Genomic DNA, 24,486 nt, shown 5'->3' with positions numbered 1-24,486 from the left:
CGGGAGGCAGCGCATGGCAGACATCTTCGGCGAGCCTTCGCCGAGGACGTGGACTGACGCGCCTCGCCGATCAAACAGCGCGCCGGGCCTGGTCTGGCGTGGTTCCAGTCCATGCTCGGAAGGCGCGGTAGAACGAGTTCGGCTCCGAGAAGCCGAGCAGGAAGGAGATCTCTGCGACAGGCAGCGAAGTCTTCTCCAGGTAGTGGCGCGCGAGCGCTTCGCGCGTCTCCTTCAAGATCTGCTGGAAGCTCGTCCCCTCGTCTTCGATCCGCCGTTGCAGCGTCCGTTTGCTGAGCCCGAGGCGCAGCGCGATCGTCTCCATCGTAACGAGGCCGCTTGGGAGCCCTTCGAGCAGCGCGGCGCTCACGCGCTCCGAGGTGGGCACCGACGAGTCGAGGTCGGCGAGGCGCTGGCGCAACGTCGGTTCGAACGTGCGCCACCGGCTGTCGTCCGAGGTCAGAAAATGCCGGTGCGCATCAGCAGCCGTGAACGACACGCGGTGCTTGGTGCCCCTCCTCATGCGCACGCCGAGGAACTGCTCGTAGGCCGCGATCGGCGACGGCAGCACCGTGGTCGTCACCTCGATCGGCCGCACGGGTTCGCGGGTCGCCATGCGCGCGATCGCGACCGAGAACAGGAGCTCGGTCACGACCAACGAGAGCGGCGGCGTGAGCGGCGCGTCGAGCCAGGTCAACTCGAAGGACACCACCTCGCGCTCCTCGGTGACATCGATGCGCATGGGCCCGATGAGGCGCTTGTATTGCGCGACGCGCCGCGCGGCGCAGAGGAGGTTCGGGCTGCACAGCGCGGCGAACAGAGGCGGCGAGAACGACTCGCTGCGGATCGCCCCGCACAAGCGGAGCGGGAGGAGCGCGTCGCCCAGCTCAGCCTCGATGCCATCCCAGAGCCGGTAGTAGTCCTCGGACGCGAGTCGCACGGAAGGCTGCTGGAGGAGATCCTCCGCGAGGCCAGCACGGCGCAGCACGTTCGCCGACGAGACGCCGAGATCCTTCAGCAAGGCGCGCCAGGTCGTGTCGAGGGTGTAGGACTGCGCGTGCATGACGACCATCGCTCGGAGTGTGCCACGCGATCCGATCGCGCCGCAATGGCCTGGCGCTACCCCTCCAGCCCGAACTGGGTCCGCATACCGCCAAGGAAGGCGGCGTCGTCCATCGAGCGGCGGCTCCCGAGCAGTTCTACGACGTCAACGCCGACCTCGTACCGGAGCTGGTTCGAGTCGTCGGTGGTCGCGGTGTACACGCTCTCGGCGACTCTCTCTGGCGGCGCACCCTGTTCCATCATGGGGCCTATCACGGCGAGGACCTTCTGCACGAGCGGCTGGTACTCGCTGAGCTGCGGGTCGTTGCTGAAGTCGAGCGAGCGGCTCATGAAATCCGTCTTAATCGCGCCCGGCTCGACGATCTTCACGCGAACCCCGAGCGGCGCGAGCTCGAAGTGGAGCGACTCGGAGAGCCCCTCGACCGCGAACTTCGTCCCGTGATACAGCGTGCCAAGCGGGAGCGTGACGCGGCCGCCCCCAGAGGAGATGTTGACGATGACGCCGCTTCGGTTCGCGCGAAAGTGCGGCAAGAGCGCCTTCGTCGTCGCGAGGACGCCGAGGACGTTCACGTCGAACTGGCGACGTATCTTGTCGAGCGAGGTCACCTCGAGCGGTCCGTACGCCCCGTAGCCCGCGTTGTTCATGAGCGCGTCGATGCGCCCGAACTTGGAGATGCCCGCGTCGACGGCGGCTTGGATGGAGGCAAGGTCCTGCACGTCGAGACGGGTGACGAGCACCCGGTCGAGCCGAATCAGCTCCTCCTCGCGTTCGGGGTTGCGCATCGTCGCGACGACGTTCCACCCCTTTGCGTGAAAATGCTTGGCCGTGGCGCGGCCGAGACCGCTCGAACTTCCGGTAATGAGAATCGTCTTGGTCATGTGGTGAATCTCCTGCGACCCAACGTAGGCGTCGCCGACCGTGTCCACACTCGCAACGGGTGCCAATCGACTATCCGTTCGCGCCACCGACCCACCGAGCCGCTCCGACACCCAACGGCAGACGGCGATGGAGTCGCGGTGGACCTCATCGAGGGCCCCGGGCTCACTCACGGCTTCTTAACGATGGGCCGCGCGTCTCGCGCTGCGCAAGTAGCGATGTGCAACCGCCCTCGCGCGTGGTCTCATGTCCTCGAGTGCCCGGCCTGCAAGGGCAGGATGAAGCGCGTCGCCATGATCACCGAGCCGAGCAACATCGCCCGCTTCCTCACCGCGCTCGGTGGCTTGCGCGCGGCATCGCTCCCGCGATCGGAGTAATGTTGTACCGATGCGCCACCCGTCGGCCGATCCCCTTCGCTTGCGCCTGCTCCTCTCCATCGGCGTGGTCCTCCTGGCGGGGCCTGGGTGCAGCCGCGAGCCGGCGCCGGCGCCCCCAGCGGGGTCGGCGGCCGCGCGTCCGTCGTCGGAGACGCCGGCAGCGGTGCCGGTCGCGCCTCCGCCGCCGGCGGGAGCGCCGGGGAGCACCACCCGGGGCGAGATCGCGGGCGTGCGCTACCTCGAGCACATGACGGGCGGGGCGCGACCCGACGAGCGGGTGCCGATCATCGTCGCGCTGCACCCCATGGGCGGGGACCCCGCGGACTTCCTGCAGCTGCTCCGGCGCTACCGCCGCCGCGCCCGGCTCATCCTCCCGTACGGCCACCCGAGCGGCGGGATGTACATCTGGTACGACTCCGTCAGCGACGACGTCGCCGCCCCCCTGGTCACGCGGGAAGCAGATCGGATCGCCGCCGCGCTCGCCGCCCTGGTAGCCGCCCGCCCCACCGTCGGCAAGCCCCTCGTCACCGGCTTCTCCCAGGGCGGCATCATGACCTTCGCCCTGGCGGTCACCCACCCCGAGGCGCTGGCGGCCGCCTTCCCCATCAGCGGCCTGCTCCCGCCGTCGCTCTACCCGTCGGCGGCGCTAAGCTCGGGGCCGCGCCCGGCGACGCTCCCGCCGGTCACGGCCTTCCACGGCGCCTCCGACCTGGCGGTGCCGACCCAAGGCGCGCGCGCCTCGATCGCCGAGCTGCGGCGCGCCGGGTACACCGCGGAGCTGCGCGAGTACGTCGGGGTCGAGCACGACACCTCCGACGAGGAAGTGGGCGAGATCTTGGAGCGGATCGGGCGGGCCGCCGACGGCCTCGCGGACGCGGCGCCGGCGCCTTGAAGCGGGCGCGCTCGTCGACTTCTGCGCGGGGCGCGGAAGGGGGTAGCTCAGGGCAGGACGCTCGCACCCTCGCCGAGCGCCGGGAGGCCCCATGTCCGCAGCGACCCCGACTGAGAAGCTTTGGGGTGTACAAGTGGACATGCGGTATGACTCGGAAGTGCAGGGCAAACATCGACCGTCCGAACAAGGAAGAGCCGCCCGAGCCCCAATTGGATCTGACGCGCGGGCAGAGCCCGCAGGCAGCTCAATTTCGCATTAGGCGCACTGAGCCGACCTGGGCAAGGCACTCGAGTGTAGGCTCGCGCGGCCATGGAGGTCGAGGAGCGCGTTGGCCGGCTGAGCTCCGGCCCGGTCAGGGTCCGGCTGCGCTGAACGTGTCGTCGGCCGGGGGCCCCTCCGGCCGGCGTCTCCTTGACCCGAGCAATCACCTGCAGCGTGAGCCATCGCGCGGTGGACGCCGGCCGGCGCCGGGGCGCTCGCGCCGCCGTCGCGCACGAGGAAGTCGGACGCCAGCGGGAACACGAGCCAGCCGGCGCGCAGCGCCTGTCGCTGCTCGGGGCGCAGCCGCGCGACGGCGGCGCGGTAGTCCTCGCGGGCGAGGCGCAGCCGGTTGGTGGCGGTGTTGTAGTTGATGCCGAGGGCGCGCGCGACATCGACGATCGGCACCTCGTAGGCCTCGTGCAGGACGAGGAGGATGCGCCGCTCGGGGGCGATCGTGCCGAGCACCTCGACCGCGAGCGCGAGCCGCTCTCGCTCGGCGAGGCGCTGCTCGCTGCTCGGCGGCCTGGTGGTACGGTCCGGGGTGCAAGCCGTTCGGCACCTCGCGGCGGCGGTAGGCGCGGTCGAGGTAGTGGCTGACCTTCCGCCAGGCGATCCCGAACACCCAGCGGGCCTCCGCGCTGCCGCGCTGGCGCCTGGCATCCCGCGGCGGCGGGTCGCCGGACGGGGCGGCCTCCTGCGGAGGCGGCGGCGAGGAGGCGGGGTAGGCGGGATCGAACCGATCCAGGCTCTCGTACGCAGCGAGCAGGACGTCCTGGGAGAGGTCGTCGAGGTCGGGCTCGGCGACCCCCAGGAGCCGGAGCGAGCGCGGGAGGAGCTGCATCGCGGCGGCGTGAACGGAATTCCAGCTGGGAGCGCGGGAGGGGTCGTCGGTCGGGGGAAAAAGTGTGCAAGTGTGCTCATGCCCAGATTTGCGGGCAGCTCACGGGGTCCGTTTGGAAACCGACCGGCCCGTGCGCGGGCGCCGGAGGGCCGGTGCGCCGGAGTACTGCCTTAGATGGGGCGACCAACCTCGAACGGGCAAAAATGTAATTTTAATTACTTTATTCCGCATTGATGACGAGAAGACATAAGATGAGATAAGCATCACTGCCTCCGGAATGCATGAGGTGGCCGGCTTCGACTTGAGAGCTGGAAGCGACCATGAGCGAGTTTTTCGGCGAAGATGGCGTTATCCAGTGCGGTCCCAGAACAAGACGCGGATCTGGTTCCCTCGCCGTTTCCTGCACACGAACAGATGTCCGCAGCGCGGGTCGGCATCGAGGCGCTGCGCGACCAACGACGACAGGCCATTGAAGCGCTTCCTCAGGTCAGCCGGCTCGGCCGCGACGCAGACGCGCATCGACGGCGGCAGCGTCAGCACGACGTCTCCGACGCGGCGCTCGAGCGTGGCGAGATCGAAGCCCGGCCGAACGCGAACCACCCGCCCCTTGGACAGCGCGATCTCGAGCGGCTCCGCCACGACCGGCGAGGCGTCGGCCACCACTGCACCGGCAGGAAGCGCGGCGCCTCCGTCGAGGACCACGGCAGGGGCTGCGAAGGTCCGTAGGCCCGCAGCTTGCAGCGGCACCAGTACAGCTGGTGAAGCTTGTACCCCTCGTGCCGCGCGAGCTTCTCGGCAATCAGCCCGCTGCGCTCCCATCGCTCGACCCCCTCCACCCTCGTTGCCATCGCTTCCTCCTTCGTCGCGAAGGGGGACAGGTAACCGGCGCTGCGCCGACGATCACGCTGGCGTTGGTCGGGCGCTTGCGCTACGGACGGTCATGTTTCCAATTATCCGCCAGCATCGTAACGAAGATGTGGGTCGACTCGTTGCTGTGGGATTGCGAGTCGCTGGGAGAGACCCTGGCCTTGCACAGGCCTGGAGAGTGATGCAGGAGTAAAGCGTCGATTTGGGCCTTGCGCTATATGAAGGTGATATATGCGTTTTCGGCGACATGGAACAGATGTTACGGCTGTGACTATTCACATATCGAGCATCGAAGGGAACTCTTCGGCCGGCATCGAGCTCGCCGATGTTCCACGCTCGGATGTCGTTCCCAGAATAACGAGCAGTGATCCTGATGTGGTTAGCGTCGATGGCATACCTCGTATACGCGCCGTTGGCAATTTTTCGTTTTACCTCAGCGCGCTTGCTACAACATCAGGTAGTGGCGCTGTAACGGTGACTGCGGCGACACGGTCAGGAATCCAGGCGACACTAAGGGTTGTGGTTGACGTTGCGATAGAGTTGCCGGATCCTGCTACTGAAGCTGGAGCTGTCGTCAGACTATTGATGTCGGAGGCCCGCGGTCCTTCCCACGCAGACTACCTGGCAGCAGACACATTGGAGAGTATGGGGTGGATGCAACGGGTTCTGGAGAATCGATTGGCGACCGATCCTTCTCAATTCGGGGCACGCGGGGCGAGAAATTTGATCGACATCATTCGTGCCGTCGATCAGTTTGATGGGTTTTCCGATTATCCGAACTACGATCAGGGGGTTCGTCGTCGGCTGCAGCAGATGGTTAATATCGCGAATAATGACAATGATCGAATGCAGTCGGATTTTCGAAATTTTATACAGAATGCTATCGATGTGGCTCGGTTGCGGGTCGCCATCCGGAACCCAAGTTCAACAGGCTTGTTCGGGTGGAGAGCCGCAGGGACTGGAAGTCCAGGGCCCAGATTCGCGAGATTTCGTACGTTGGCTGGAAACACGTTTTTTACGTTGCGGCCATGATTGAAATCTTGACATGATCTGAGATTTTTGCCTGCATGCATGGACGCACTCCGGCTGTGGCCAGTAGCGAGCCGTGCCAGGAAGCAGGGGTATGGTGCAGTTGCATGCAGCGCTGTCGAGGCATCGATGTGCCGTCTCGCATCGGATGTTGGGGCAGCGGCGGCAGTGCGGGCAGCGGCGGCGCCGGCAACGAGGGCGGCGGCAATCGTGGCAGCGGCGGTGGCAACGACGGCGGCGGCCCGCGCGCGCCCCCCGCGAGCGTGTACGTGGCGCGTGGAGCAGCCGATGAGCGCGAGGACGGCGAACACAGGAGAAACACGCAGTCACGCAGGAAATCTTCAGCGCTGATGCGACCCCAAGCGGAACCGATACCGGGAGACTCGAGTGTCTCTCACCCTGTAAGACTGGAGCCTTCCTGCAAGGTCGCCGCACCATCGGGCGCCTCGGAGCGCACGGGCGGGCTGATCCGTAGTAGGGCGAGCCCGCCCGCGCGGGCGGCTGCTAGGATGCGGCGTGCCCGGGCTGGCGGCGCTCCTCTCGAGGTCATCCATGGTCATCGCGCGATTCCTGGGGTGCGCGCTCGCGGCGGCGGCGCTGGCGAGCTGCAGCGACCCCGATCCCCTCATCGAAACCCGCTACGGCGCTTACGAGGGCGACGCCTATCCGGACCGGCGCCCGGAGATCGCGATTCCAGACGGCGGGATGGGCGTGGTGACCGATAGCCTCTCCGAGACGATCTCCCTCATCGCGCTCGAGACCGGGGAGCGGTTCGGCGTCCGCCCCGTGGGCCGCGATCCCGTGACGATCGATGGGCCCCATCGCGTGGTCGTGGACGCCGCGGGCGGCGCGCTCTACATCGCTACCCGGCCACCGCCGGCTCGAGCGGCCCCCACGCGGTGCACGGCGGGAGCGCGGTGGCCGGCTATGTCCAGAAGCTCGCGCTCGACGACCTGCGCGTCCTCGGGCAGGCGCGCGTCGAGCCCAACCCGGGCGACATCGCGATCTCGGAGGACGGCGGGCGCGTGGTCGTCTCTCATTTCGATCTCAAGCGCGCGCTCGATCGGCGCCCCCTACTTCAGCGCGTGGGCCCCGGACGGGAGCGCCATCTACGTGCCGACGCAGGTGCCCGACACGATCGCGCGGAGCGGCATGGCCCCGGACGACAGCGGCGCCGTCTCCCGGAACATCAGCGCGGAATGCCCCAGGCCGCACCTCGCGGAGCTCGACCAGGAGCACGGGCTCTTCATCGTCTGCGAGGGCGACCAGACCGTGACGCCGGGCAAGGTGCTCCGGCCCGATCCCGAGACGCTGGAGACGCGCAGCGAGGCCGAGGTGGGCCTCTTTCCCGACGCGCTCGCGCGCGTCGGGGCGGGGGCGCGTTGACGTTGACGTAGCGAGCAGGTCACCCGGCCGCGCTCGCCCCCGCGGCGCTCGGGCGCCGGTTCGCTCGGATGCGGCGCTCGCGCGCGAGCCTACGAAAAGCGCGCCTCGCGCCGAGGCGCGTGCGGCGCGGCCAAGAGCGGCGCGGTGACCGTCGTGCAACGCACGTCCGGCGACATGCGGCTCAATCCGCATCTGCACGTGGTCTTCCTCGACGGGGCTTATCACGAAGACGGCACCGAGCTCGTGTGGAACGAGCTCTGTCACCTGCGAACGGGCGAGGTCGGTCAGGTCCTGGAGCACGCCGTCGGGCGGATGCTCCGTTACCTCCGGCGGCACGGGCATCTCGAGATCGAGCACGACGTCGAGGAGGAGGACGAGCCCGAGGCAGCGCTCTGTGCCTCCGCCGTCTCGGGACGAGAGCCGCCCGCCGGCCCGCAATGGCTCCGCGGGCTCTCGTCGTATTGTCCGAGTGCGCTCGCGTACGACAAGCCGCTGTGCGCTGCGCTCGATGGCTTCACCTTGCACGCAGCGACGCGCGCCGGTGCGCACCATGCCGAGGCGAGGGAGGCGCTGCTGCATTACGTGCTGCGACCCCCGATCGCAAACGAGCGCGTCGAGCCGCAGCAGGACGGCCTGGTGCGGCTGTCGCGGAGGCGCGCCTTCGCTGACGGGACTGTCGCGGTGGACAGGGATCCGCTCTCGCTCTTGTGCCGCCTCGCGGCCAGCGTTCCGCCGCCGCGCTTTCACACCGTCAAGTACGCGGGCGTGCTCGCGTCGGCGAGTCCATGGCGCAAGCGCATCGGACCGCGCCCTGCGAAGCCAGAAGAGTCTACGAAGGCGGACGATGACGCCGCTCCGAAACGCAAGCGTGGCGGCTATCGGGCGGTCGACAAACCGCGCCGAGCTCTTGCGCCGCACAGTTGCGATCGATGTCCTCGAGTGCCCAACTTGCAAGGGGCGGATGAAGCTCGTCGCCATGGTCACTGAGCCCCGGCACATCGTCCGCTTCCTCTGCGCGCTCGGCGAGCCGACCGATGTTCCAGCACGCTCTCCCAACCAGGGACCACTGTACTGGAAAAGCACCGTTGTGCGCCGCAAGGCGCTCGGTGACGCCGTATAGCGTCTCGCGACGCGCCTCTCGGGCCAGACCAACGCCCGGACGGACACGTGTGCCCACGGCACGCCGATGCGCCCCTTAGCGCGCGCCGCGCCGCCCGGACCACGCTCTTTCGACCCAGGACCGAGCCATCACGACGCTCGCGGTCCCATCCTTTCGCTCTGCCGCACTACAGTTCCTCGCGCTGCGATCCGGCTTGATTTGCCTACGCGCCGGCGCTCCGCAGCCCGACCGTGATCGGCCGCTTCATCGCCACCGCGATGCTGCTGTCGGTCAACTGGCTCATCTACATCTGGGCAGTGAACAGCGATCGCGTGGTCGACGCGAGCCTCGGTTTCTTCATCAATCCACTGATCAGCGTGCTGTTCGGCGTCGTGCTGCTGAGGGAGCGCCTGCGACTGGGACAGTGGCTGTCGGTGGCGATGGCAGGCATAGGTGTGGCGTGGCTGACCGCACGCGTGGGCCAGCTGCCCTGGCTCGCTCTGGTGCTAGCGCTCAGCTTCAGCGCGTATGGCCTGCTACGCAAGACCGCATCGTTGGGCGCGCTCGAAGGGCTGACGCTGGAGGCCATGCTGCTGTTCCCATTCGCCGCCGCCACGCTGGGATGGCTCTCTGCCGAGGGCCGGGCTGCGTTCGGCCAGGCCGACGCCGGCACGCGCGCGCTGCTGCTCCTGGCCGGGCCGTTCACCGCGGTGCCGCTCGTGCTATTTGCTGCCGGTGCGCGGCGCATCCCCTTCTCGCCGCTGGGTTTTCTGCAGTACGTTAGTCCGACGCTGCAGTTCCTGCTCGGGGTGTTTCTCTACCATGAGCCGTTCGATTACGTGAAGCTGATCGGTTTCCTGCTCGTCTGGTCGGCGCTTGTGGTGTATTCAGTAGAAGGCATGCGATATGGTCGCATCTCTGCAGGTAGAGCGTAACGAGCCGCGAGGAGCTTGAGGCCATGTTCGCGGCCTTATCCGCGGAGGCCCTCTGTGCGGCGCCTGTGCTCAGGCTATCTCGCTTTCGCCGCCGCCCTCTCATTCTCGTCCGCCGCGCTCGATCACATTCAATGACGTTCCCGACCCAGCGTCAGTTCATGCGGACACCTGTCCTCACGTTCATGCGGACATCTGTCCTCACGTTCATGCGGACATCTGTCCTCACGTTCATGCGGACACCTGTCCTCACGTGGCGCGGGGGCTGCCGAGGCGTAAGGCTGTGCCCCTGGGGCAGCTCTCGCTGCCGTTTCCCAAGGCGCGCCGGGGCGTTTTCGCCGGTCGCATAGCGGCCTGAAATCATCTACCAGCGCCCCCACGGCATGGTACACGTCTTGCTTGCCCATTGCTCGATGATTCTTGTGAGGGAGCCGCATTCCCGGCGAAGACGGCGCCCTGGCGAGGTCCAACCTGGAGGATTCTTTCATGGTAAGGATGCAGAAAGCGTGGCTGGCCGTCCTGGCAGTGGTCGTGACCGGTGCCGTCGGTGTCGCAGCGCTCCCGAGCACAGCGATCGCCGAGGTGCAGTGCAATGGCACGACGAAGCCCTGCCCGCTCCAGAAGTGGATGCGTGACAACGCGGGTACGCCCATGGCAAGTGGCGACCTCGCTGCGATCGTCAAAGGGATAGAGAAAATACAAACGTTCGGCGGCCCTGATATGAAGGACTGGACCAAGCTGGCCAAGAAGACGGTCGACGACCTCAAGGCCAACAAGACGGACGACGTGAAGGCCGACTGCAAAGCGTGCCATGACGCCTACAAGGCAGCCTACAAGGCAAACGCGGCCCTCCGGAAGAGGCCGATCCCGTAAGCAGCGCAGAGAGCCGAGCCCGCCCGAGAGCCCCGGCGCGTCAGGGCTGCTCTCAGCTCGACCTCGCCCGTGCCATCGATCTGGCCGTCGCCCACGGTGCGCACGTCATCATGTCCGCTGCCGTGTGCGTCGTGGTGTACCTGTACCTCTAACTGCGGTGGTCTTGGTACAGCCCGGGCTAGTACAGCGTTCCCGAAGTTCGTCCCTGGATCGGCGGGGGGCGGGGTGCCATCCGGCTACGGTCCTGGCTGGCCGGCCGGGCTTGTGAATGAAGCGAAGTCGTCGCGGGACGCGGACGGAACGCCCCGACGACGCACCACCATCGCGGCGGGGGTTATTCGATCGGCGCGAGAGTCCAGGGGAAGTCGGTCATCAGCAGCTTGAGCAAGTCCTGCCACAGGCCGCGGAAGCCGGTCTTCTCCCACCTGCCGGTGTGGGTCGCGATCTCGAGCGTCCAGAGGTGGACGGTGTCGCGGCGCAGCCTGGCGTGGGCGATCGGGTCGGCTTCAGGACCCGACTCCATGATCACCATCTGCCCGTGCTTGCGGGCCCGCAGGTGGGAGAGCCCCTGGGCTGCGAGGTAGGAGCGGACCGCGGCGGCGTGCTCAGGGGCGGCATGCTGCTTCGTCATGAGCTTGCACCGAAGCCCAGGCTGCGTAGGACGGCAAGGTCGCCCTCCACTGGCCCCGAAATTTCCACCGAAAAGGTCGCGCGTCGTGCTCGTTCCAGTGGCGCACGAAGTCGAGCACGCGACGGCTCAACTCCTCGGCGGAGCCGAAGGAGGCGTTCTTGAGCACCCGACGGCTCAGGATGCTGAACCACAGCTCGATCTGATTGACCCACGACGCATGCAGAGGCGTGTAGACGAAGTGAAAGCGCCCGCCGTGCCGCGCGCTGAACTCGTTCCACCTGGCACCGTGGTGAATGTTGAGGTTGTCCCAGACGATGTAGACGTCGCCCGTGGGGTAGCGCTCCGCCACCTTGTCCATGAACGCGAGCAGATCGGCGGCGGTGCGCGTCGGTTCGCAGCGCGCCACCACCTCGCCCGTCTTGACGTTGAAGGCACCGATCAGCGTGCGCGTGCCGTTGCGCTTGTACTCGAACTCCTTGCGCGCGGCTTGGCGGCTACGACACGGCTGCATGACGAACCGATGCTCCAGCGCCTGCATGCCGGTCTTCTCGTCGACGCAGAGCACGGTGACGCCTGCGGGAGTCTCCAGGTACAGCTTGCAGATCGCCTCGACCTTGGGGCGGAAGTCCGGGTCCGGGCTGTGCAGCCACAGCCGGACGCGATGCGGTCGGAGGCTGGCTCCCCGCAGCACGCGCCAGATCTCGGTGCGGCTCAGCTCCACCTGGGTCTCGAGCTTCAGGGCCTTCGCCAGCTGCTCCAGCGTCCAGACCTGCTCGAACGGGACCTTGTGTTCGTCGGGACGGCTGCAGGCCAGCTTGATGAGCTCGTAATGCACTGCGGTCGCCACGCGCGGCGGTCGGCCTGAGCGCGCTCTGTCCTGCAGCATCGCCTCGTCAGCAACCTCCGCGATCCGGTTGCGCCACTTGCGCACCGTCTTGATGTCGCAGTCCAGCTCGCGCTGGATTTGCTCGTTGCTCCATCCCTCATCGGCCAAGAGCGCGATCCTGGCGCGCTGCGCATCGCGCTGCGAGGCCTTGGGCGAGCGCGTCGTGTGCTCCAGCTTCTGGCGCAGCGGCGCAGGCAACAGGACCGATCTGGCGCGAGCGTGGGCCACCTACGCGCGTGGGACTTGCCCGGCGCTGAGGGCTTCAAAAGCGCAAGCGGTCCTGCATGGGCTGGGAAAACCGCCTCGCGCTCCGGAATCTACCGTGCGTACGCTCGCCGCGCTCGGGCCACGAGCTACCGCGAGCGCCTGGGCTGGCGCGCCGTAGATCCAGGGACGAACTTCGGGAACGCTGTACTAGGCGAGAACGAAGACCATCAGTCCGCTCAAGGCCGGGAGGCGCCTCGCCAGTCCCAGGAAGAGCGGCAATGCGAGGTACGCGATGAAGCGGCTTACACTCTTGAGCTGTTTCTCGCTCGCTGCCGCGCTCCCGGCATGCGGGGCGGACGAGCCCGGAGTCGGCGCGGGAGGCGCTGGCGGGGACGGGACCGGAGCGGGCGGCAGCAACGTGGGCTCCGGCGCCGGCTCTGGCCAGGGCGGCACCGGCGCAGGCGCGGGCGCTGGCACCGGCGCCACCTCGGGCAGCGGCGCGGGCACCGGCAGCGCGACGGGCGGCGGCGCGGCTGGTGGCGGCGCGCCCGCGCCGACGGGGTTCGCGCGGCGCGCTCGAAGGCGCGGTGGAGGTCCGGCACCGCCGCTGCCACGCCCGCGCCCCCGATGGGCAGCCAGCCGTCGGCGTACTCGGCGATGTGCTCGAAGAGGCGCGGCGAAGGGGCGCCGCCGATAAGGATGGGGGGACGCGGGCGCTGCATCGGCTTGGGCCAGGCCCACGAGGGCGGGAGGTGGACGAGCTCGCCCTCGAAGGAGGCGACCTCGTCGCTCCACAGGCGCTGCATGGCGAGGATTTGCTCGCGCACCAGCGCCCGGCGGCGGCGGAAGTCGACGCCGTGGGCGAGTCGAAGCCGCGCGCCTCTACGGCGCGCGCCAGCTCTACGATGCCGATACCGCGATCGATGACGAAGTGGGTAATGCCGCAGCGCATAGGCTCTCTTCCCACGTCGCCGTAGCGCACAGCGCAGGAAGAGGACGCGGCGCTCCTACGGCGCTCGCCGAGGCGCTCCGCTTCAATCCTTCAGGGAGCTCTAAGCCCCAGGCATCTTGAGGCCGCGCTCGTCCATCACGGCTTTGTTGCGCGCCTCGCTCTTCGCGTACGCCGGGCGGGCTCTGACCCGCTCGGCATATCCGGTGAAGCTCGGGCGCGGCTCGATCATCTTGAAGTCGAGCATGAACGCGATGGTGCCGCCGAAGATGACGTCGGCCATCGAGAACTCCTTGCCGAGGACGAAGTCACGGCCAGAGATGGCCGATTCCATCGTCGCGATGATGTCGTCGTAGTTGCCCCAACCGGCGGAGCCGGTGCGGACCTCCCAGTTGCCGGCCTTGGCCATCGAGCCGGGCTCGATGACGGAGGGGGCGAAGAGCGACCAGCGAAAATAAGTGCCGCGCGCCGCGTCGTCGAGCTTCGGCGCGAGGCGGCCCGGGGCATAACGATCCGCGAGATAGAGGCCGATCGCCGCGGATTCGGTGACGACAGTGTCGCCGTCGACGAGCAAGGGCAGCTTGCCCATCGGATTGAGCTTCGTGACGTCCTCCTTCTTCTGGTCGCCGGCCATGATGTCGACGAACTTGAGCTCGTACTCGACGCCGACTTCCTCGAGCATCCACACAGTGTTGGCGGCGCGCGAAAACGGGTGGTGGTAAAGAACGATGGCCATGGTGGTGTCTCTTTCTCCGTTCGTTTCCGCCGGTCGGTCGGCGGCGCGGCGGAGGCTACCAGAGGCCGGCCCCGTTGGGCGCGGCGCCAGGTGCGGCAGATTTGAATTTTTCTGCCCGCCGCGTTCATGGCTCCCGCCTCGGCGCGTGGCAGCCCAAGCGGCGCCTGGACCCATGATGCCAACCACACCGGTGATGCTGCGGGCCCTTGACCACGGGCGACGCGGCGGCGGAGGGCGCCCCGATGGGCGGCACCGGAGCCGCCCTCGGCGGCGAAACAGGCGGAAAACGATGGCGATCGCCACTATTTCGGCGACCGCTCGTCATTGACCGGTTGTTCTGGCGGGATTTCTGATACGCGGCGCTGGGCACTAGGCGCCCGCCTCCGGCGGAGAGGTGTCCGGCGGCTGCTCGCTCCAGCCCGGACCGTCGAGGATGCGGGCCACCATCATGCTGCTCACGTTGTCGCCGACGGCGTTGACCAGCGTGGCCGGCGGATCCACGAGCGCCCCGACGGTGGAGATGATGGGCAGCGCCTCCATCGGGAATCCAAAGAGCGAGACGATCACCAGCTCTCCGATGAAGCCCCCGCCGGGGATGCCGCTCATCACGGTGCCGCTCAGGATCGCGACCCCCACGACGGCGAGGTAAGTGTCCGCCCCGCCGAGCTCGCGGCCGAAGACGCCGAACAGCAGCGCCGTCTTGAGCACCGCCGAGAGGCACGAGCCCTCCATGTGGACGGTCGCGCCGATCGGAATGACCACCTCCGCGATGTCGTCAGGCACCCGGGAGCGCCGCGCCGCCTCGAGGTTCGAGGGGATCGCCGCCATGCTGCTCGAGGTCGCGAGCGCGGTGAGCGCCGGCGCCGGGATGTTCTTCCAGAACGCCCTCACCGCGCGCCCCCGGCCGGCGAGCCACGCGTAGAGCGTGAAGGCGAGGAAGAAGTACGCGACGGCGAGCGGATAGAAGAGCCCGATCGCGCGCACGTAGGACTGCAGCAGGGTCGGGCCGAAGGCGCCGACGAGGTGCGCGAAGTAGGCGCCGAGGCCGATCGGCGCGTAATACATCACGAAGTCGACAAGCTTGAGCATCACCTCGTTCGCCGAGGCGAGCAGCCGCGCGACCGGCTGGCCGCGCTCGCCGGCCGCCGTGGTCCCGAGGCCGACCAGGAAGGCCATCACGATCAGCGGCAGCACGTTCCTGCGCGAGAGCAGGTCGCCGAAGTCCGGCACGCTGATCGCGCCCACCAGCTGGTCGCCCAGGCTGACCGGCGCGACCTCCGGCCGCCCAGGGAGCGTCACCTGCAGCCCCTCCGCGGGCGGGTAGAGCTCGACCGCCACGAGCATCAGCGCCGACGCGACAAGGCCGGTCCCGACGAAGACGCCCAGCATCGCGGTCACGATGCGCCCGAGGCGCCGCAGGCTGCTCATGCCCGCCACCGCGGACGAGATGGAGAAGAAGATCAGCGGCACCACGAGGGTGAACAGCAGGTTGAGGAAGAGGTCGCCGAACGGCTTGAGCACCGCCGCCCGCTCGCCGAGCGCGAGGCCGAGGCCTGCGCCGGCGGCGATCGAGGCGAGCAGGAGCAGCGTGAAGCGGTTGGACGTGAGGAGGGTCCGCAGCGTTCTCGTCATCGCGGGCGCCAGCATGCGCCAGCATGCCGCGAGGAGCGCGCGGGTTTCGCCGGACGCGTCACTCCGGCCTGAGCGCGGAGAGCGTGACGCGGGTGAAGATCTCCGCGATGAGCCCGATCGCGCGCTCGTCGAGGTCGAACGCGTGGTGGTGGTGCGGCGCCGCGGTCGGCCCGCCCGCGCCCACGGTGAAGAGGCAGCCGGGAACGCGGCTCGTGAACTCCGAGAAGTCCTCGCTGACCGTGAGCGGGCCGGGATCCAGGACCTCGGCGCGCTGCGTCGCCCGCGCGGCGGCCACGACCAGATCCACGGGCGCGGCGGCGTTGACCGTGACAGGCGAGCTCGACAGCACCCTGAACTCGCAGGAGGCGCGCAGCGCCGAGCACACGCCCGAGGCGATCCCCTGGATGCGCTCGAGCGCGTGCTCCCGGCTCGGCTGCGAGAACCAGCGCACGGTGCCCTGGAGTGCCACGCGCTCCACGACGACGTTGGAGGCGTTCCCGCCGGAGATGGCCGAGATGCTCACGACGAGCGGCTCGCCCGGCTTCGTCTCGCGCGAGACGATCGACTGGAGCGCGGTCACGACCTGCGCCGCCGCGTAGATCGGGTCGACCGACATGTGCGGCAGCCCGCCGTGGCCCGCCTTCCCGACGACCGCGATCTCGAACGTGTCGATCCCCGCGAAGAACGGCCCGGGCCGCGTCGCCACGACGCCGAACGGGAAAGGCGAGATCACGTGCGCGCCGAGCGCCTGGTCGACGCCGTCGAGCGCCCCCGCCTCGATCATCTGCAGCGCGCCGTCCGCGAGCTCCTCCGCGGGCTGGAAGAGGAAGCGGACCCTGCCGGCGATGCGGTCCCTGCGTGCCGAGAGCAGCGTGGCGGCGCCGAGGAGCGCGCTCACGTGGGCGTCATGGCCGCACGCGTGCATGACGCCCCTCGTCTCGGACGGGAAGTCATGGCCCGACTGCTCCTCCACAGGGAGCGCATCCATGTCGGCGCGCAGCAGCAGGGTGCCGCCGGAGCGCTCGCCCTCGAGATCGGCGATGACGCCCGTCCCGGCCACGCCCGTGCGCACCGACAGGCCGAGCTTGCGCAGGCGCTCCGCGACGAGCTGCGACGTGCGCACCTCGGTGTAGCCGAGCTCGGGGTGCCGGTGCAGATCGCGCCGCACGGCGACGAGATCGCGATCGAGGAGCTGCACGTCCCTGCTCAGGTCATCGGCCATGCGGCGATGCTAGCACTCCACCCCGATTCGTGAAGGTCGGAACCGCTTTGAACTCGACATATTCGAGCGGATATTCATATCAACGCTGACGCCTCGATTGACCATCGCTGGTCTTGAAGTAGCATGCTCGATCGCGTTGGCTTGAGCCGATGGGGGGAGCAAATGAAAATCGAGGCTGCGTTTCTGCCGGTCGTGGACCGGTATCCCGTGAAGTGCGAGTCGACCCCGGCGAAGTCTGGCAACCCGGTCATCGACGGCCTGCTTCAGGTGCGGCAAGGAATGTATGAACGCCAAGCCGCGCTCCTCATGTCGGCCGCGGCGTCCTGGTCGTACTCCGATATAACCACGTTTGCCGACGTGATGAGCCATCGCGGATTCGGCGGCGGAAATGCGGTGTCCATCAACCTCCAGAACGACGCGCTTCTGGTGGGCACCACAGCGCTCATCCTCCAGAGCGCGGATAAACGCGTGGTGGTGCTGTCGTTCCGCGGGACAGAGCCGCGTAGCCTGATCAACTGGATGGCGAACATCAACGCCAAGGTGGAGCCGTTCCATGCCATGGGGCATGTGCACGGCGGGTTCTACCGGTCTTTCCTGGCGTTGTGGCCCACGCTCTCGCCGCTGCTCGGCGCCGCTCTGCGAGGGATGTCTCTCTGCGACGTGAGCCATCGGGCGATGGCTAAGTACCACTGCCGTTCCGCCGGTACCGACGCCCCGACCTCCGGCGACACTGCCGAGCCAGACTGCGGCGACGAGCGCGACTCGAGAGAGCCCATGCTCTCGAACGTCGGACCCACCCGAGCCGGCGACGCTCCGGCCGCCGGAGACGAGGACGAGCCGGCGCTCTACATCACAGGTCACAGCCTGGGTGGCGCGCTGGCCGTGCTCGCTGCGGCGCGTCTTTATACGGTAGGCATCCTCCACGAGTGGCACTGGAAGAAGCTGCGCGGCATCTATACGTTCGGTCAGCCGATGGTCGGCGATCAAGAGTTCGTTCGGCGTTACGAGCGGGGATTCGGACATATGCTCTTCCGGCACATCTACGAGAACGACGTCGTGCCGCGGATGCCTCCGCGCACCGCAGGGGATTTCAGGCATATGGGCGAGGAGTACCACTCAACGGACCGGGGCTGGATCTATCAGAGCAAGCTCGTGAGCCAGGCGCGCAGCTTGGTTGGAAGCACGCTCACCGGCATCACGGCCTTCGTCATGGACCAGCTGGCCGGTATCCCCGTCCTCGGCCGGATACCCTTCCCTTACTCCTGGGAAGCTCACTCGCCCGTGAACTATCTGCGCGTCTCGCAGATGAGCCGCATCTCCGTCGGTGGGTAAGCTATCTTACGTGTGTGGCCGCGCCGGCTCGCTGCCGGGATCTCGTCCAGTCCCAGGGGCGCGCCTCGCGCCGGTGACGATTTCCTGAATCCTTCGTCCCGCGCCGGGGCTTCTCCGGGCGAGGGATGGAGGAGCGCATGAAACGCAATCTCGGGAAGATGGATCGCCTGTTCCGTGGTCTGGGGGCGCTGGCCCTGCTGGCGTGCGCCTGGGCGGCGCCGCTGCCGCTCGCGGCGCGCCTGGTCGCATTCGGCGCCGCGGGCGTGTACCTGCTGTTCACGGCGCTCTCGGGCACGTGCCTCGGGTACGCTCTGATGGGCAGGTCGACCTGCCCGCTCCCGCGAAGCTGAGGCGCTGGATGGACGCGTCGACCTCACACGATTCGGTCCTCACGGCGGCGGCGGCGCGCGGCGACGACGGCGCGCTGGAGCTGCTCGTGCGGGCCTACCACGACCGCGTGTACCGCTTCGGGCTGCGCGTGTGCCGCGACGCCTTCGACGCGGACGATGCGGTCCAGGAGGCGTTCACGAGGCTCGCGCGCCGCCCGGAGGTGGCGCGCGACCCGGGCGTCCTCTCGTGGCTCATGACGGTGGTCCGGAACGCGTGCATGCGCATGCTGCGCCCGTTCGCGCGGGAGCGCTCGCGGCTCGGGCGGCGGGTGGACGACGCCGACGCGGTGCCCTCGGGCGAGCTCGACCCGCAGGCGGCGCTCGAGCGCTGGCGGCTCGTGCGCGCCGTGCACGAGGCGATCGCCGCGCTGGAGCGGCCTTACCGCGAGGTGATCGTGCTGCGCGACGTCGAGGGGCTGACGGGCGACGAGGTGTGCCGGATGCTCGGGATCGGCGAGGCGGCCATGAAGAGCCGGCTGCACCGGGCGCGGCAGCTGGTGCGGGCGGAGGTCCTCCGGCGGGAGGGCGCGCGCCCCGCGTCTCCTGCGTCTCCCGCGCGGAACGAAGGAGGGTAGGGGCATGTTCGCGAGCAAGAGCCTCGTCGCGCACGTGGCGCGCGGCGTGATAGGCTTCGGGGCCCTCGCGGCCTCGGTGCTTCGCCCGGGCCGTCGGAGGCCGCTACCCGGGGCGCGGCCACCACCCGGCGCGCGTGGGCGGATACCTCGGGCGCGACGTCGTCGTCCGCGGCTGCCGCTCGGGTCGCGCGAACCCCTGGTCGGGGCGGCGCGCTCGGCGTATGAACAGGGCCACCATGCATCGGGTGTTCATCGACGGACAGGAAGGGACGACAGGGCTCCAGATCCGCGAGCGGCTGCAGGGCCGCCGCGATCTCCAGCTGCTCGAGATCGACCCGGAGCGACGCAAGGACCCGGCGGCGCGTCGCGCGCTGATCAACGAGGCGGATCTGCTCATCACCTGTCTGCCCGACGACGCCGCCCGCGAGTCCATCGGGTGGATCGAGAACCCGAGCACGCGCGTCATCGATCCGAGCACCGCGCACCGCACCGCCGACGGCTGGGTGTACGGCTTCCCGGAGCTCCGCTCCGGGCAGCGCGAGGCCATCCGGAGCGCGCGGCGCGTCGCCGTCCCCGGGTGTCACGCGACCGGGTTCCTCACCCTCGTGGTCCCGCTGGTCGACCAGGAGCTCCTGCCCAGGGACGCCCGCGTGATCGCCCACTCGCTCACCGGCTACAGCGGCGGCGGGCGCAAGATGATCCAGGCCTACGAGCAGGCCGGCGAGGCCCGCCGCGAGCAGCTCCGCGGCCCGCGCCCGTACGGGCTCACCCTGCAGCACAAGCACCTGCCCGAGATGCGCGCCATCGCAGGGCTCGAGCGGGCGCCGCTCTTCCAGCCGGTCGTGGGCGACTTCTACAAAGGCATGCTCGTCTCGGTGCCCCTGTTCGTGGACGCCCTGAGCCGACCCGCGACGCCCGCGTCGGTGCACGAGCTCTACGCGTCGTATTACGCCGGCGAGCCGTTCATCCGGGTGATGCCGCTCGGCGGCCAGGGCGCGCTGGAGGACGGCTCCCTGAGCGCCCTGGAGTGCAACGACACGAACCGCCTCGATGTGTTCGTGTTCGGCAAGCCCGACCAGATCCTTGTCATGGCGCGCCTCGACAACCTCGGCAAAGGCGCCTCCGGCGCGGCGGTGCAGAACCTGAATCTGATGCTCGGCACGCCGGAGAGCGCCGGCCTCGACTGACCCTCGCGCTGCGCCGCGGCCGCGGTGTCACGCCCCGTTGCGCTGCGCGGCGTGCGCTTGCATCTCCGGGAGCCCGGCCGCGGCCTCCTGGACGTCGGCGGGGAAGTCCGAGAGCTCCTGTACCTGGCGAACCTCGATGATCGCGTCGTCCGAACCGGGGCAGCGCGACGCCCACGCGATCGCCTCTTCCCTCGATTTCACCTGGATTACCCAGTAGCCACCGAGCACCTCCTTCGCCTCGGCGAAGGGCCCGTCGATCACCTGGGGCTTCCCTCCGGGGAACGAGATGCGCGCGCCCATCGAGGGCGGGTGGAGGCCGTCGACGGCGAGCAGCACGCCGGCCTTCTGCAGGGAGTCGTTGTACCTCATCATCGCAGCGACCGCCTTGGCGTCCGGCATCGTGCCCGGCGCCGCGCTCTCGTATCCCCTCGGGATCATCAGCATCATGAACCGCATCGTCGTGTCTCCTTCTCGGTACAGGGCTCCGCAGGGCCTCGACCGGGCGTGAGCCCTCGCTCTCTGGTGACGACGAACGAGGGGCCGCGAGATCGACACGCCCCTTCGTTTTTTTTCTGCGGCAGCCCGGGGGAGGGGGCGCCCGCGCCGTCCGCCCTCACCCGGCGCGCGTGGTGAGCCGCGGCGCCGAGCTCTGGAGGGCGGCGATCAGGCTGTCGGCGACGCACGCCGACGCGCGTCGGCAGGCGATCCGCCAGGGCCGGCGCAGCGGGCCGGACGACAGCCGCTTGACCCTCAGATCGCCGCCCCCGAGATAGCCGTCCGCTATCCATTCCGAGAGGACAGCGATCCCCATGCCGGCGCGCGCCGCGTCGATGATGGCCTCGGTCAGCGGAAAGGGCAGGGACTCGAGCCTGGGCTTCCGGCGCCCGAAGACGGTGCTCATGAACCAGCGCACCTCGGCGGGCGACGCGGTCGGCGTGAGCAGCGGGCTCCTCTGGAGGTGGTCGCGCGTGAGCGACCCCTGCGCGGCGAGCGGGTGCGCGGTCGAGACCACGAAGACGACCTCGTCCGAGAAGAGCGGCCGCTCCACGAGGGCGCCGCCCCCCTCGCGGGCTCGCGGCAAAGAGGCGGTGGTGAGCAGCGCGACGTCGATGTCGCCCCGGACGAGCGCGCCGACCGGATCCTGGGTGTGCTCCACCGCGAGCTCCACCGCGAGGCGGGGCAGCGTGCGCCGGAGGCTCGCCATCGCCGAGGGCAGCCAGCGGTACGCCGTGTAGCACTCGCACACGAGGCGGACGCGCGTCGTCGCGGCGGCCGGCGCCGCGACCTCCCGCTCGAGCTCCCGGAGCTGTGCGAGGACGAGCCCGGCGCCCGCGATGAGCCGCTCGCCCGCGGCGGTCGGGGTGACCCCGCGCGCGGCGCGCTCGAAGAGGCGCGCGCCGACCCGCTCCTCCGCCTGGGCGAGCGCCCGGCTCACGGCGGACTGCGTGATGTGCATCGTCGACGCCGCGCCCGCCGTGCTCCCGGCGGCCGCCAGCGAGAGGACGAGCTCCAGGTCGCGGACCTCGAGCTGAGGCCGCGGGCCGAGCGCCGGGGGCGCGGGAGGAGAAGCTATGCGGGACACGCATAGCTCCTATCACGACGATGCGTTGGACGCACGGCCCCTCGCGGCGCACCTTCCTCGCCCTCAGGAGGTCTTCATGAAGCTCTATTTCTCCCCGCTCGCATGCTCTCTCGCCACGCGCATCGCGCTCTACGAGGCCGGCGCCGAGGCCTCGTATGTCGAGGTCGACCTGAAGACGAATCGGACCGAGGAGGGCGCCGATTTCCGCGCGATCCACCCGCTCGGGCTCGTGCCCGCGCTCGAGATCGAGGGCGGCGAGATCCTCACCGAGAACGCGGCGGTCCTGCAGCTCGTCGCGGAGCGGTTCCCGGAAGCGGAGCTCGCGCCGCGGGATCCGCTCGGCCGGGCGCGCCTCCAGCAGTGGCTCTGCTTCATCGGCACCGAGCTCCACAAGGCGGTCTACCTGCCGCTCCTGGACGAGGCGGCCCCGGCCGAGGTCAAGGCCTACGCGCTCGCCCGGGCGGACGCGCGCCTCGGCTGGGTGGCCCGGCGGCTCGAAGGGCGGGAGTTCCTGCTCGATCGCTTCTCGGTCGCCGACGCCTACCTCTTCACGGTGCTCAACTGGTCACAGGTCACGCCCGTCGATCTGAAGACCTGGCCGGCGCTCCCCGCGTACCATGCGCGCCTCCTGGCGCGCCCCAGCGTGGCGCGCGCCTTCGCCGAGGAGCGGGCGCGCTACGTCCGGGAGCTCGCGCGGCACGCGAAGGGCGCCTCGGCCGCCGCTGGGCACGCCACCGCGTGAGCGATGACCGTTGACCGCACGCCCGATGCCCGATGCCCGATGCCCGATGACCAGGATCGGCTCCGGCGCTTGATGTGAAGAAAACGCATGAAAGCGCGCGAAAACGCGCACATTTACTACATGCACCGACACGAGACGGTCCTTGCCGGTTGTCGAAGCCAGGCGAGGAACGGCCGCGCGCCGTCATCGGGCGCCCAAGGATCCCACTTTTCCTGCGCGAGCGTCTCTGATACGAATTCATCATGAGACACTTGCGACAACTCTTCGTATGCTCGGTGTTGGCGGTCGCTACGATCCCGGTCGGCTGTGGAGCGGGGGCGCCGGACGGCGCCGAGCAGGCGTCCGATGTCGGCTCGATCAGCCTCTCCCTCGTCGGGACCAGCGCCACGGGCGCGACGTACCGCCTATCCAACGCGTTGTTCAATATCTACGGTCCGACGCACCGGCTCTTCTATGGAGACGGCGACACGACGGTGCTCACGGCGGTGCTGCCGGTCGGCCACTATGACGTGTATCTGGAGCCCGGCTGGGTCCTCGAGCGGTGGACCGGCTCCGGTTACCAGTACGTCCCGGCGGGCCTGACGTCGGCGAACCCGACGTCGGTCTTCATCAACGAAGGCGCGACGTCGACGGTCGCGTTCCAGTTCCGGGCGGACGGCGATGTCGTCTCCGTCGGCCAGGGGACGCTCGATATCGTCATCGGGGTCGACGACACGACGCCGCTGAGCGAGGACACCGATGTGGCCTGCAGCAACGGCTACGATGACGATGGGGACGGATACGCGGATTGTAGCGATCCGGACTGCCAGTGGCAGCCCTTCTGCGTACCGTGGCGCGAGGACACCGATGTGGCCTGCAGCAACGGCTACGATGACGATGGGGACGGCTACGCGGATTGCAGCGACCCGGACTGCCAGTGGCAACCCTTCTGCGCACCGGGGGGCGAGTACACCGATGTGGCCTGCAGCAACGGCTACGATGACGATGGGGACGGCTACGCCGATTGCAGCGACCCGGAGTGCCAGTGGCAGCCCTTCTGCGTACCGTGGCGCGAGGACACCGATGCGGCCTGCAGCAACGGCTACGATGACGATGGGGACGGCTACGCCGATTGCAGCGACCCGGAGTGCCAGTGGCAGCCCTACTGCGTACCGTGGCGCGAGGACACCGATGCGGCCTGCAGCAACGGCTACGATGATGATGGGGACGGGCTCGCGGATTGCAGCGATCCGGAGTGCCAGGGGCAGCCCTCCTGCGCGCCGTGGGGCGAGTACACCGATGTGGCCTGCAGCAACGGCTACGATGACGATGGGGATGGGCTCGCGGATTGCAGCGATCTGGACTGCGGGTGGCTGCCCTTCTGCGCGACGTCGGGCCTCCTCATCGAGGACTTCGAGGACGGCGATTTCTTCAGCTCCCCGCCGTACGCCAGCCGCTTGCCGCCGTACACCGGGCCGTGGGTGACGTACGGCGACGGGCCCATCCCGGTCGATTTGCTCCCCGTGCCGGGGCCTTTCGGGTCGACGGCGCTCGGAGCTCACTCCCCGGGGGGGCCGTCCGCGTCGGGCGCCGGCGTCATGCTCACCTTCGATACGTGGCCCGTCGACGTGTCGGGGTTCCAGGGCATCCGCTTCAACGTCCGTTCCCATGGCGCTCCGGTTCGCTTCGAGATCGGTACGCTCCTCACCACGCCCGAGGGCGGGTTCTGCTCGGATTGCTTCGACAGCCACGGAATCGATCTCGGGGTCGGAACGGAGTGGGTCACCATCGAGCTGTACTGGTGGCATCTGATGCAGCAGGGGTGGGGCACGCCGGCGCCGTTCGAGCCGTGGGCGGTCATGAACCTGAGCTGGCGCACGCCCGGGGGGCAGCCGCTCGGCATCGAGCTCGACGACGTCCAGCTGTTCTGAGCTCAGCCAGCCG

23 protein-coding genes and 1 pseudogene are annotated in these 24,486 nt (G+C 68.9%); 12 read left to right on the top strand and 12 right to left on the bottom strand.

Features of this window, described 5'->3' with window-relative positions; all coding sequences use genetic code 11:
• Positions 1 to 70 precede the first annotated feature (70 nt).
• On the bottom strand, positions 71 to 1,060 hold the full coding sequence (locus tag WMF36_RS26470) for an AraC family transcriptional regulator ligand-binding domain-containing protein (protein WP_437581963.1): 990 nt from the start codon (positions 1,058 to 1,060) through the stop codon (positions 71 to 73).
• Positions 1,061 to 1,116: 56 nt separating this feature from the next.
• Complete coding sequence (locus WMF36_RS26465) at positions 1,117 to 1,938, bottom strand: SDR family oxidoreductase (RefSeq protein WP_437581962.1); 822 nt, start codon at positions 1,936 to 1,938, stop codon at positions 1,117 to 1,119.
• A 385-nt stretch (positions 1,939 to 2,323) separates the two neighbouring features.
• Between WMF36_RS26465 and WMF36_RS26460 the strand changes: the two genes are divergently transcribed.
• On the top strand, positions 2,324 to 3,205 hold the full coding sequence (locus WMF36_RS26460) for an alpha/beta hydrolase (protein ID WP_437573538.1): 882 nt from the start codon (positions 2,324 to 2,326) through the stop codon (positions 3,203 to 3,205).
• Positions 3,206 to 3,460: 255 nt separating this feature from the next.
• Here the strand turns inward: WMF36_RS26460 and WMF36_RS26455 are convergent, their stop codons facing one another.
• Together WMF36_RS26455 and tnpB are read right to left on the bottom strand one after the other, a co-directional pair.
• Entirely contained in the window at positions 3,461 to 3,931 is a 471-nt protein-coding gene (locus WMF36_RS26455) for a hypothetical protein (protein WP_437573537.1), read from the bottom strand.
• Positions 3,932 to 4,655: 724 nt separating this feature from the next.
• Positions 4,656 to 5,009: an IS66 family insertion sequence element accessory protein TnpB gene (gene tnpB, locus WMF36_RS26450; protein WP_437573536.1), complete on the bottom strand. Its 354-nt coding sequence runs from the start codon at positions 5,007 to 5,009 to the stop codon at positions 4,656 to 4,658.
• A 396-nt stretch (positions 5,010 to 5,405) separates the two neighbouring features.
• Between tnpB and WMF36_RS26445 the strand changes: the two genes are divergently transcribed.
• The 5 genes and pseudogenes from WMF36_RS26445 (at position 5,406) to WMF36_RS26425 (ending at position 10,493) form a co-directional block, all read left to right on the top strand.
• Positions 5,406 to 6,206, top strand: coding sequence for a hypothetical protein (locus tag WMF36_RS26445; RefSeq protein WP_437573535.1), 801 nt, complete (start codon positions 5,406 to 5,408; stop codon positions 6,204 to 6,206).
• A 549-nt stretch (positions 6,207 to 6,755) separates the two neighbouring features.
• Positions 6,756 to 7,589, top strand: coding sequence for a hypothetical protein (locus tag WMF36_RS26440; RefSeq protein ID WP_437573533.1), 834 nt, complete (start codon positions 6,756 to 6,758; stop codon positions 7,587 to 7,589).
• 144 nt (positions 7,590 to 7,733) lie between these two features.
• Positions 7,734 to 8,576, top strand: a complete 843-nt coding sequence (locus WMF36_RS26435; protein WP_437573532.1) for a transposase — start codon at positions 7,734 to 7,736, stop codon at positions 8,574 to 8,576.
• 351 nt (positions 8,577 to 8,927) lie between these two features.
• Positions 8,928 to 9,623, top strand: a pseudogene (rarD, locus tag WMF36_RS26430) (EamA family transporter RarD); the annotation flags it as partial.
• Positions 9,624 to 10,106: 483 nt separating this feature from the next.
• A complete protein-coding gene (locus WMF36_RS26425) occupies positions 10,107 to 10,493 on the top strand; it encodes a hypothetical protein (RefSeq protein ID WP_437573531.1) in 387 nt (128 codons plus the stop codon).
• Between the two features lie 334 nt (positions 10,494 to 10,827).
• On the opposite strand, the gene WMF36_RS26420 is transcribed toward WMF36_RS26425, so the two are convergent.
• From WMF36_RS26420 to WMF36_RS26395, 6 genes are all read right to left on the bottom strand, one after another.
• Entirely contained in the window at positions 10,828 to 11,124 is a 297-nt protein-coding gene (locus WMF36_RS26420; protein ID WP_437573530.1) for a hypothetical protein, read from the bottom strand.
• The gene (locus WMF36_RS26415; protein ID WP_437573529.1) at positions 11,099 to 12,208 is read right to left on the bottom strand and encodes an IS630 family transposase; all 1,110 of its coding nucleotides are present in this window, start codon (positions 12,206 to 12,208) and stop codon (positions 11,099 to 11,101) included. The genes WMF36_RS26420 and WMF36_RS26415 overlap by 26 nt, the downstream gene beginning before the upstream one ends.
• 311 nt (positions 12,209 to 12,519) lie before the next feature.
• A complete protein-coding gene (locus tag WMF36_RS26410) occupies positions 12,520 to 13,164 on the bottom strand; it encodes an LLM class flavin-dependent oxidoreductase (protein WP_437581961.1) in 645 nt (214 codons plus the stop codon).
• 105 nt (positions 13,165 to 13,269) lie between these two features.
• The gene (locus tag WMF36_RS26405; RefSeq protein ID WP_437573528.1) at positions 13,270 to 13,902 is read right to left on the bottom strand and encodes a glutathione S-transferase family protein; all 633 of its coding nucleotides are present in this window, start codon (positions 13,900 to 13,902) and stop codon (positions 13,270 to 13,272) included.
• Between the two features lie 369 nt (positions 13,903 to 14,271).
• A complete protein-coding gene (locus tag WMF36_RS26400; RefSeq protein ID WP_437573527.1) occupies positions 14,272 to 15,534 on the bottom strand; it encodes a dicarboxylate/amino acid:cation symporter in 1,263 nt (420 codons plus the stop codon).
• Between the two features lie 58 nt (positions 15,535 to 15,592).
• Positions 15,593 to 16,756 (bottom strand): M20 metallopeptidase family protein, encoded by a 1,164-nt coding sequence (locus WMF36_RS26395; protein ID WP_437573526.1) that lies wholly within the window; start codon positions 16,754 to 16,756, stop codon positions 15,593 to 15,595.
• A 162-nt stretch (positions 16,757 to 16,918) separates the two neighbouring features.
• Between WMF36_RS26395 and WMF36_RS26390 the strand changes: the two genes are divergently transcribed.
• From WMF36_RS26390 to argC, 4 genes are all read left to right on the top strand, one after another.
• Entirely contained in the window at positions 16,919 to 18,088 is a 1,170-nt protein-coding gene (locus WMF36_RS26390) for a lipase family protein (RefSeq protein ID WP_437573525.1), read from the top strand.
• A 137-nt stretch (positions 18,089 to 18,225) separates the two neighbouring features.
• Entirely contained in the window at positions 18,226 to 18,438 is a 213-nt protein-coding gene (locus tag WMF36_RS26385; protein WP_437573524.1) for a YgaP family membrane protein, read from the top strand.
• An 8-nt stretch (positions 18,439 to 18,446) separates the two neighbouring features.
• On the top strand, positions 18,447 to 19,052 hold the full coding sequence (locus WMF36_RS26380; RefSeq protein ID WP_437573523.1) for an RNA polymerase sigma factor: 606 nt from the start codon (positions 18,447 to 18,449) through the stop codon (positions 19,050 to 19,052).
• 236 nt (positions 19,053 to 19,288) lie between these two features.
• Positions 19,289 to 20,239, top strand: coding sequence for an N-acetyl-gamma-glutamyl-phosphate reductase (argC, locus tag WMF36_RS26375; protein ID WP_437573522.1), 951 nt, complete (start codon positions 19,289 to 19,291; stop codon positions 20,237 to 20,239).
• A gap of 27 nt (positions 20,240 to 20,266) precedes the next feature.
• Here argC and WMF36_RS26370 read toward each other — a convergent pair whose 3' ends face one another.
• Together WMF36_RS26370 and WMF36_RS26365 are read right to left on the bottom strand one after the other, a co-directional pair.
• Complete coding sequence (locus WMF36_RS26370) at positions 20,267 to 20,695, bottom strand: YciI family protein (RefSeq protein ID WP_437573521.1); 429 nt, start codon at positions 20,693 to 20,695, stop codon at positions 20,267 to 20,269.
• Between the two features lie 157 nt (positions 20,696 to 20,852).
• The gene (locus WMF36_RS26365; protein ID WP_437573520.1) at positions 20,853 to 21,821 is read right to left on the bottom strand and encodes a LysR family transcriptional regulator; all 969 of its coding nucleotides are present in this window, start codon (positions 21,819 to 21,821) and stop codon (positions 20,853 to 20,855) included.
• A gap of 76 nt (positions 21,822 to 21,897) precedes the next feature.
• Here WMF36_RS26365 and WMF36_RS26360 point away from each other — a divergent pair, with 76 nt between their 5' ends.
• Together WMF36_RS26360 and WMF36_RS26355 are read left to right on the top strand one after the other, a co-directional pair.
• On the top strand, positions 21,898 to 22,563 hold the full coding sequence (locus WMF36_RS26360; RefSeq protein ID WP_437573519.1) for a glutathione binding-like protein: 666 nt from the start codon (positions 21,898 to 21,900) through the stop codon (positions 22,561 to 22,563).
• Between the two features lie 242 nt (positions 22,564 to 22,805).
• The gene (locus WMF36_RS26355) at positions 22,806 to 24,473 is read left to right on the top strand and encodes a hypothetical protein (RefSeq protein ID WP_437573518.1); all 1,668 of its coding nucleotides are present in this window, start codon (positions 22,806 to 22,808) and stop codon (positions 24,471 to 24,473) included.
• The last annotated feature ends 13 nt before the right edge of the window (positions 24,474 to 24,486 follow it).

This window comes from Sorangium sp. So ce887 (assembly GCF_051521455.1).
In the GTDB taxonomy this organism is placed as follows: Bacteria; Myxococcota_A; Polyangia; order Polyangiales; family Polyangiaceae; genus Sorangium.
This window is presented reverse-complemented; position numbering and strand designations above follow the sequence as displayed.

Coding starts and splice junctions, on each gene's coding strand:
- WMF36_RS26470 (WP_437581963.1), bottom strand. CDS start 1,060: ATGCACGCGCAGTCCTACACCCTCGACACGACCTGGCGCGCCTTGCTG.
- WMF36_RS26465 (WP_437581962.1), bottom strand. CDS start 1,938: ATGACCAAGACGATTCTCATTACCGGAAGTTCGAGCGGTCTCGGCCGC.
- WMF36_RS26460 (WP_437573538.1), top strand. CDS start 2,324: ATGCGCCACCCGTCGGCCGATCCCCTTCGCTTGCGCCTGCTCCTCTCC.
- WMF36_RS26445 (WP_437573535.1), top strand. CDS start 5,406: ATGCGTTTTCGGCGACATGGAACAGATGTTACGGCTGTGACTATTCAC.
- WMF36_RS26440 (WP_437573533.1), top strand. CDS start 6,756: ATGGTCATCGCGCGATTCCTGGGGTGCGCGCTCGCGGCGGCGGCGCTG.
- WMF36_RS26425 (WP_437573531.1), top strand. CDS start 10,107: ATGGTAAGGATGCAGAAAGCGTGGCTGGCCGTCCTGGCAGTGGTCGTG.
- WMF36_RS26420 (WP_437573530.1), bottom strand. CDS start 11,124: ATGACGAAGCAGCATGCCGCCCCTGAGCACGCCGCCGCGGTCCGCTCC.
- WMF36_RS26405 (WP_437573528.1), bottom strand. CDS start 13,902: ATGGCCATCGTTCTTTACCACCACCCGTTTTCGCGCGCCGCCAACACT.
- WMF36_RS26400 (WP_437573527.1), bottom strand. CDS start 15,534: ATGACGAGAACGCTGCGGACCCTCCTCACGTCCAACCGCTTCACGCTG.
- WMF36_RS26395 (WP_437573526.1), bottom strand. CDS start 16,756: ATGGCCGATGACCTGAGCAGGGACGTGCAGCTCCTCGATCGCGATCTC.
- WMF36_RS26390 (WP_437573525.1), top strand. CDS start 16,919: ATGAAAATCGAGGCTGCGTTTCTGCCGGTCGTGGACCGGTATCCCGTG.
- WMF36_RS26385 (WP_437573524.1), top strand. CDS start 18,226: ATGAAACGCAATCTCGGGAAGATGGATCGCCTGTTCCGTGGTCTGGGG.
- WMF36_RS26380 (WP_437573523.1), top strand. CDS start 18,447: ATGGACGCGTCGACCTCACACGATTCGGTCCTCACGGCGGCGGCGGCG.
- argC (WP_437573522.1), top strand. CDS start 19,289: ATGCATCGGGTGTTCATCGACGGACAGGAAGGGACGACAGGGCTCCAG.
- WMF36_RS26370 (WP_437573521.1), bottom strand. CDS start 20,695: ATGCGGTTCATGATGCTGATGATCCCGAGGGGATACGAGAGCGCGGCG.
- WMF36_RS26360 (WP_437573519.1), top strand. CDS start 21,898: ATGAAGCTCTATTTCTCCCCGCTCGCATGCTCTCTCGCCACGCGCATC.
- WMF36_RS26355 (WP_437573518.1), top strand. CDS start 22,806: ATGAGACACTTGCGACAACTCTTCGTATGCTCGGTGTTGGCGGTCGCT.